Genomic DNA, 7,022 nt, shown 5'->3' on the forward strand with positions numbered 1-7,022 from the left:
CCCCGGGCAGGGGGCCCCCGCCCCCGCACGGGGCCGTCCAGCCCCAGGCCGGGCCACAGGGCCTCACCGCGGGCCTGGCCGTCTGCCCGATCTGCCGCAGCCCGCAGACCGGACGGTTCTGCGAGGAGTGCGGCTACGACTACGAGCTCTCCACGCCCTCGCGCCGCCAGGCGCCCGGCGCCGGCCACCTCCCGCCCGGCCCGGCCCAGCAGCCGCCGCTGAACATCCCGGCGGCCTACGGCGGCACCCCGCCGCAGGCCCCGCCCGGTCACGCCCCGGCCGGCCAGCCGCCGTTCGAACAGCCCCCGTTCGGCCAGCCGCCGTTCGGTCACGCCCCGGCCGGCCAGCCGCCGTTCGGAGAGTCACCGTTCGGACAGCCGCCGGCCGCCCAGCAGGCCGTCGCGCCGCCCGTCCAGCAGCAGCCGCAGGCCCCCGGACATCCGCACACCTACGGCTACCCGCCCGCCCAGCCCGGCACCGGGCCGACGGCACCTCCCGGCCACCACGCCGGGGGCGAGGGGCCCGCGCCGAAGGGCGCGTTCCCCGACACCTCCGTGCGCGAGGACTCCGGCCCGGTCTACGCCCACCCGGCCGGCCCCGGCCCGAACAGCCGCGGCGGCGACTTCGGCACCTCCTTCCACCTGGCCCCGCCGCAGCAGGCACAGCAGGCACAGCCGCAGCAACCCCAGGAACCCGCCCCGGCCGAGCCGGTGCGGACCAACTGGATCGCCGTGGTCGCGGCCGACCGGGACTACTTCACCGAGATGATGGCCCGCAGCGGCCCCGAGGCGGCCGGCCTGTTCTTCCCGCCGTACTGCCCCGAGCGCCGGATCCCGCTGACCGGCCGCGGCCAGCTGCGGATCGGACGGCGCAGCCAGCACCGCGGCACGGTGCCGGAGATCGACCTGTCCGTCCCGCCGGAGGACCCGGGCGCCTCGCACCAGCACGCGCTGCTCGCCGAACAGGCGGACGGCAGCTGGGTCCTGGTCGACCAGGACTCGACCAACGGCACCACCGTGAACGGCGGTGCGGAGCCGATCACCCCGCACACCGCGATCCCGCTGAACGACGGCGACCGGATCCACGTCGGCGCCTGGACCACCATCACCGTGCACCGCGGCTGAAAGACCGCCACATCATTCCCTGATGGGCCATCAGCGCCAACTCCGGTCGGGCCGGGCGGAATTCGACATCCGCCCGCCCCGACTTTGTTTGAGTCCTCTTCAAAATATCCGCAAATTCGCTCGCACGGATGTGCACAGGAGCCTTCGCAGCCCCTAGGCTCAGGCCACATGACTGCTGCTATATCCGCTGACGGCATACGTCAGCGGTACGGGGATGTGCAGGCCGTCGACGGGGTGTCGTTCACCGTCGAGGCCGGCGAGTTCTACGGGATCCTGGGCCCCAACGGCGCCGGGAAGACCACCACGATGGAGATCCTGGAAGGAGTCCGGAAACCGGACGAGGGCCGGATCCAGCTGCTGGGCATGGAGCCCTGGCCGCGCAATCCGAAACTGCTGCCGCGAATCGGCGTGCAGTTCCAGGCGACCGCTTTCTTCCGGAAACTGACGGCCCGGGAGACCATCCGCACCTTCGCGTCGTTCTACGGGGTCGGCCCCAAGCGGGCCGATGCGATGCTGGAGCGGGTCGGCCTCTCGGACAAGGCCGAGACCCTGACCGACCAGATGTCCGGCGGCCAGGCCCAGCGCCTGTCGATCGCCTGCGCGCTGGCGCACGACCCGGAGCTCGTCTTCCTGGACGAGCCCACCACCGGACTCGACCCGCAGTCCCGGCGCAACCTGTGGGACCTCCTGCGGGACATCAACGCCGAGGGCCGCACGGTCGTGCTGACCACGCACTACCTGGACGAGGCCGAGGTGCTCTGCGACCGGGTCTCGATCATGGACCACGGCAAGATCCTTCACACCGGCGCCCCGGCGGCGCTGATCCGCGAGATCGACGACACCGTCCGGATCAGCGTGGCCTCCGGCCAACTCCCGCTCGCCCGGGCCCGGGAGCTGATGACCGCGGCCGGCGCGGACATCGCCAACCTGGAGGACGACACCGTCTCGCTCTCCGTCTCCACCCGCGTTCCGGCCCCGGTGCTCAGCGTCCTCGCCGAGCAGAACGCGCTGCGCGGCCTGGAAGTGCGCGGCGCCACCCTGGAGGACGTCTTCCTCCAGCTGACCGGACGGGAGTTCCGCGCATGACCGCCAGCACCTCCACCGAGCCGCAGGCCCCGGCCCGGCGCGGCGGCCCCGCCACCGACGAGCGGGAGCGGGTCAGCGCGTTCTGGAGCCTGTCCCGCGCCATGCTGCTCGGGATGAAGCGCGACCGCACCGCGACCTTCTTCATCCTGCTGTTCCCGCTGGTGTTCCTGGTGTTCTTCGGCAGCGTGACCAAGGGCTCCGGCAGCCCCCACGCCAAGGTGGCCCAGGTCGGCGCGGTGAAGCTGTTCGACTCGATCCAGGGCGACGAGCGGGCCGGGCTGGACAAGGTCCTCACCATCACGAAGACCGACGACGAGGCCGCCACGCTGGAGAAGGTCCGCAAGGGCGACTACGACGCGCTGATCAAGCAGGGCCCGGACGGCACGGTCGAGCTGCGCTACACCGCCGCCGACCAGGTCCGCGCCGGCGCGCTCCAGGGCATCCTCAACTCGGTGGTCCAGACCGCCAACCAGGCGGCCACCGGCCAGAAGCCGGCCTTCGTGCTGGACTCCCAGCAGGTCGAGGACAAGTCGCTCAAGCCGATCCAGTTCCTCACCCCCGGCCTGCTCGGCTGGGCCGTCGCCACCGGCGCGGTGTTCGGTGCCGCGCTGACGCTGGTCAACTGGCGCAAGTCCAAGGTGCTGCGGCGGCTGCGGCTGGCCCCGATCAACGCCGGAACCGTGGTCAGCTCCCGGATCCTGGTCTCGCTGCTGACCGCGTTCCTGCAGACCGCCGTCTTCCTGGTGGTCGCGACGAGCTTCTTCGGGCTCAAGCTCACCGGCAACTGGTGGCTGGTCATCCCGCTGGTGGCCTGCGCGACGCTCGCCTTCATGTCGATCGGCCTGCTGGCCGGCTCGGTCGCCAAGACCGAGGAGGCGGCCAACGGCATCTCGCAGATCATCGTGCTGCCGATGTCCTTCCTGTCCGGCTCGTTCTTCCCGCTGGACGGCGCCCCGGGCTGGCTGAAGGCCGTCTCCGAGGTCATGCCGCTGCACTACCTGGTCAACTCCGCCCAGTCGGTGCTCACCCGCGGCGGCGGCGTCATGGACGCCCTGCCGACCATGGGCGGCCTGCTGCTCTTCGCGGCCGTGCTGACCGGCATCTCCTGGAAGCTGTTCCGCTGGGAGGACTGACCCTCCCCGGTTGACGTCCACCGATCCCGACGGGGTCGTACGCCTTTGGTCCCGGTGTACGACCCCGTCGGCGTCTGCGACCATGGTCGGGTGAGAGAGATCCGGCGAGGCACGTTGAGCGAGGAGACCTTCTACGACCAGGTCGGCGGTGAGCCGGCCTTCCGGCGGCTCGCCCACCGGTTCTACGAGGGCATCGCCGAGGACGAGTTGCTGCGGCCGATGTACCCCGAGGAGGACCTCGGGCCGGCCGAGGAGCGGATGGCCCTCTTCCTGATGCAGTACTGGGGCGGCCCGCGCACCTACAGCGAGCGGCGCGGCCACCCCCGGCTGCGGATGCGGCACGCGCCGTTCAAGGTCGACAAGGCCGCGCACGACGCCTGGCTCACCCACATGCGGGCGGCCGTGGCGAGCCTGGAGCTGCCGGCCGAGCACGAGCAGCAGCTGCTCGAGTACCTGACCTATGCCGCCGCCTCGATGATCAACACCCCGGGCTGAGGCCGTTCCCGGGGTCTTACCGGGGCCTTTCCGGGGTCTTCCCGGGCTTGCGGGCCGGGCTTGCGGGCCGGGGCTTGCGGGCCGAGGTTTTGCGGGCCCGGCTACCGGACCGGGCTGAGCCCCAGCCCCGCGCCCGGCGCGGCCACCGTGCGCACCGCCACCGAGCCCGCCGGGGCGCTCAGCCGCAACCAGCCGCCCGCCCGGTGCACGGTCAGCGGGGCACCGGGCCGCAGGAAGCCGATCACGTACGCGGCGTGCAGCGCGCGCAGCGGCAGCTCGGGCAGCACCGTGACCGGGCGGGACCAGATCTCGTCGGCCAGCGCGTCCAGCACCGTGCGGCCGCGGTGGTGGGCCGGGACGGCCTCGCTGCGCTCGCGGAACTCCTGCACCCCGGCCATGAGTTCGGGGTACACCTCGGCCACCGGCGGGGCGCCCACCGGCCGCCAGCCGGTGCGCGGCGGCAGCAGCCCGGCCCAGGCCGGGCCGGTCACCGGCGCGGGCAGCGCGACGGCGCCCGCCTCGGCGTCCACGCCGTCCAGCAGCTGGCCCGCCGAGACGGTCAGGTCCACCGGGCCGTCCAGACCGCCCAGCCGCACGGTACGGACCGCCAGCGCGCCCGAACCGCCCAGCGGCAGCCGTCCGAAGACCGCCAGCACGCCGTCGCCGTCGCCCGGGCCCACCGCCTGGAGCCGGACGGCCGCCGCCCGGTCGAAGCGCAGCAGGCGCAGCAGGAAGGCGGAGAGGTCGGCGGCCTCCCCGGTGTCGGTCAGGGCGAGACGGGCGGTGATGGTCACAGCGGTTCAGCTCGAATCGTCAGGTGGGGTCAGACGGTGGCGACGGCCGGCTCTACGTCCATGAAGCGGCCGAGGAACTCCCGCTCCACCGGCGAGATCCGGCGCGGCCGGCCCTCGGCCAGGTCGTAGGGGACGACCACGGTGGACGCCCGGACGTACACGATGTCGCTGCCGTCCTCGGCGACGTCCTTGATCTCGTACGAGACCGTCAGCGAGGCGCCGCCGATCTTCGTCACCCAGGTCTCGATGGTGACCGGCTCGGGCCGGTGCACCAGCGGACGCTTGTAGTCGATCTCGTGGCGGGCCACCACCGAGCCGCCCGCGAACTCCCCGGCGCCGGCCGCGGCGGCCTGGGTGAACATGAAGTCGATCCGGGCCTCCTCCAGGTAGCGCAGGAAGACCACGTTGTTGACGTGCCCGAAGGCGTCCATGTCGGACCAGCGCAGCGGGCAGGCGTAGATGTGGCGAGCCACGGCAGTTCTCCTCGGTGTCCGGTCGCCCGCCGCCGTCCACCGCCGGTGGCGTGGGACGCGACGCGGCGGACGGTGGCGACGGGCCGCGGCCCGGCAGGCCGCCCCGGAGGGCAGTCTGCCGGGCCGTTGTGACGGCTGGGTGTCAGCCTCGGGTCAGCTTCTTGTACGTGGCCCGGTGCGGACGGGCGGCGTCGGCGCCGAGCCGCTCGATCTTGTTCTTCTCGTACGACTCGAAGTTGCCCTCGAACCAGAACCACTTGCTGTCGCCCTCGTAGGCGAGGATGTGGGTGGCCACTCGGTCCAGGAACCAGCGGTCGTGGGAGATGACCACGGCGCAGCCGGGGAACTCCAGCAGGGCGTTCTCCAGCGAGGAGAGCGTCTCCACGTCCAGGTCGTTGGTGGGCTCGTCGAGCAGCAGCAGGTTGCCGCCCTGCTTGAGGGTGAGCGCCAGGTTCAGGCGGTTGCGCTCACCACCGGAGAGCACGCCGGCCGGCTTCTGCTGGTCCGGGCCCTTGAAGCCGAAGGCCGACACGTAGGCGCGGGACGGCATCTCGACCTGGCCGACGTTGATCCAGTCCAGACCGTCGGAGACGACCTCCCAGAGGGTCTTCTTCGGGTCGATGTTGGAGCGGGTCTGGTCGACGTAGCTGATCTTGACGGTCTCGCCGACCTTGACCGTGCCGCTGTCCGGGGTCTCCAGGTCCTGGAGCATCTTGAACAGGGTGGTCTTGCCGGCGCCGTTCGGGCCGATGATGCCGACGATGCCGTTGCGCGGCAGGGTGAAGCTCAGGTCGTCGATCAGGATCTTCTCACCGAAGGCCTTGTTGAGGTTCTCGACCTCGATGACGACGCTGCCCAGACGCGGGCCCGGCGGGATCTGGATCTCCTCGAAGTCCAGCTTCCGCATCTTGTCCGCCTCGGCCGCCATCTCCTCGTAGCGGGCCAGACGGGCCTTGGACTTCGCCTGACGGCCCTTGGCGTTGGAGCGGACCCACTCCAGCTCCTCCTTGAGGCGCTTGGCGCGCTTGGCGTCCTTCTGCCCCTCGACCTTGAGGCGCGACTGCTTGCTCTCCAGGTAGGTGGAGTAGTTGCCCTCGTAGCCGATCGCGCGGCCGCGGTCGAGCTCCAGGATCCAGCCGGCCACGTTGTCCAGGAAGTACCGGTCGTGGGTGACGGCGACGACGGTGCCGGCGTACTTGGCCAGGTGCTGCTCCAGCCAGTTCACCGACTCGGCGTCCAGGTGGTTGGTGGGCTCGTCGAGCAGCAGCAGGTCGGGGGCCTCCAGCAGCAGCTTGCAGAGCGCCACGCGGCGCTTCTCGCCACCGGAGAGCTTGGTGACCTGCCAGTCGCCGGGCGGGCAGCCCAGCGCGTCCATGGCCTGCTCCAGCTGGGCCTCGAGGTCCCAGGCGTTGGCGTGGTCCAGGTCCTCCTGGAGCTTGCCCATCTCGTCCAGCAGCGCGTCCGAGTAGTCGGTCGCCATCAGCTCGGCGATCTCGTTGAAGCGGTTGAGCTTCCCCTTGATCTCCTTGACGCCGTCCTCGACGTTCTCCAGGACGGTCTTGGACTCGTCCAGCGGCGGCTCCTGGAGCAGCATGCCGACGGTGAAGCCCGGCGAGAGGAAGGCGTCGCCGTTGGAGGGGTGCTCCAGGCCGGCCATCATCTTCAGCACGGTGGACTTACCGGCGCCGTTGGGGCCCACGACGCCGATCTTCGCTCCGGGGAGGAAGCTGAGCGTCACGTCGTCAAGGATGACCTTGTCTCCGTGAGCCTTGCGCACCTTGCGCATCGTGTAGATGTATTCCGCCACGTGAGATCGCTCCGGCGTCGTCGGGAGTAATTCGGCTTGCAGCCTTCCATTGTGCCGCACCCGACCCGGAGCCCGAACCGCCCAGGTGACCCCACGGGGGTATCCGGAGC

At 71.4% G+C, this 7,022-nt stretch carries 7 protein-coding genes; 4 read left to right on the forward strand and 3 right to left on the reverse strand.

Annotated elements, in window-relative coordinates:
* The 4 genes from ACIQOV_RS19435 to ACIQOV_RS19450 all read left to right on the forward strand — a co-directional run.
* Positions 1 to 1,124: FHA domain-containing protein (locus ACIQOV_RS19435; RefSeq protein ID WP_401049959.1), on the forward strand; the 1,124-nt coding region annotated here is incomplete at its 5' end.
* Positions 1,125 to 1,340: 216 nt separating this feature from the next.
* Positions 1,341 to 2,210, forward strand: coding sequence for an ABC transporter ATP-binding protein (locus ACIQOV_RS19440; RefSeq protein WP_401049962.1), 870 nt, complete (start codon positions 1,341 to 1,343; stop codon positions 2,208 to 2,210).
* The gene (locus ACIQOV_RS19445; RefSeq protein WP_401049965.1) at positions 2,207 to 3,343 is read left to right on the forward strand and encodes an ABC transporter permease; all 1,137 of its coding nucleotides are present in this window, start codon (positions 2,207 to 2,209) and stop codon (positions 3,341 to 3,343) included. Before ACIQOV_RS19440 ends, ACIQOV_RS19445 begins: the two co-directional genes overlap by 4 nt.
* A 90-nt stretch (positions 3,344 to 3,433) precedes the next feature.
* Positions 3,434 to 3,838, forward strand: a complete 405-nt coding sequence (locus tag ACIQOV_RS19450) for a globin (protein WP_387685424.1) — start codon at positions 3,434 to 3,436, stop codon at positions 3,836 to 3,838.
* A 101-nt stretch (positions 3,839 to 3,939) separates the two neighbouring features.
* On the opposite strand, the gene ACIQOV_RS19455 is transcribed toward ACIQOV_RS19450, so the two are convergent.
* From ACIQOV_RS19455 to ettA, 3 genes are all read right to left on the reverse strand, one after another.
* The gene (locus tag ACIQOV_RS19455; RefSeq protein ID WP_387685422.1) at positions 3,940 to 4,632 is read right to left on the reverse strand and encodes a hypothetical protein; all 693 of its coding nucleotides are present in this window, start codon (positions 4,630 to 4,632) and stop codon (positions 3,940 to 3,942) included.
* Between the two features lie 29 nt (positions 4,633 to 4,661).
* Positions 4,662 to 5,105 (reverse strand): thioesterase family protein, encoded by a 444-nt coding sequence (locus tag ACIQOV_RS19460; protein ID WP_359910602.1) that lies wholly within the window; start codon positions 5,103 to 5,105, stop codon positions 4,662 to 4,664.
* 142 nt (positions 5,106 to 5,247) lie between these two features.
* Positions 5,248 to 6,912 carry an energy-dependent translational throttle protein EttA gene (gene ettA, locus ACIQOV_RS19465; protein ID WP_359910599.1) on the reverse strand — a complete coding sequence of 555 codons (1,665 nt, stop codon included), beginning with the start codon at positions 6,910 to 6,912 and terminating at the stop codon, positions 5,248 to 5,250.
* Between the last annotated feature and the right edge of the window lie 110 nt (positions 6,913 to 7,022).

Origin of the sequence: Kitasatospora sp. NPDC091257 (assembly GCF_044757675.1) — a bacterium.
In the GTDB taxonomy this organism is placed as follows: Bacteria; Actinomycetota; Actinomycetes; order Streptomycetales; family Streptomycetaceae; genus Kitasatospora; species Kitasatospora lactacystinica.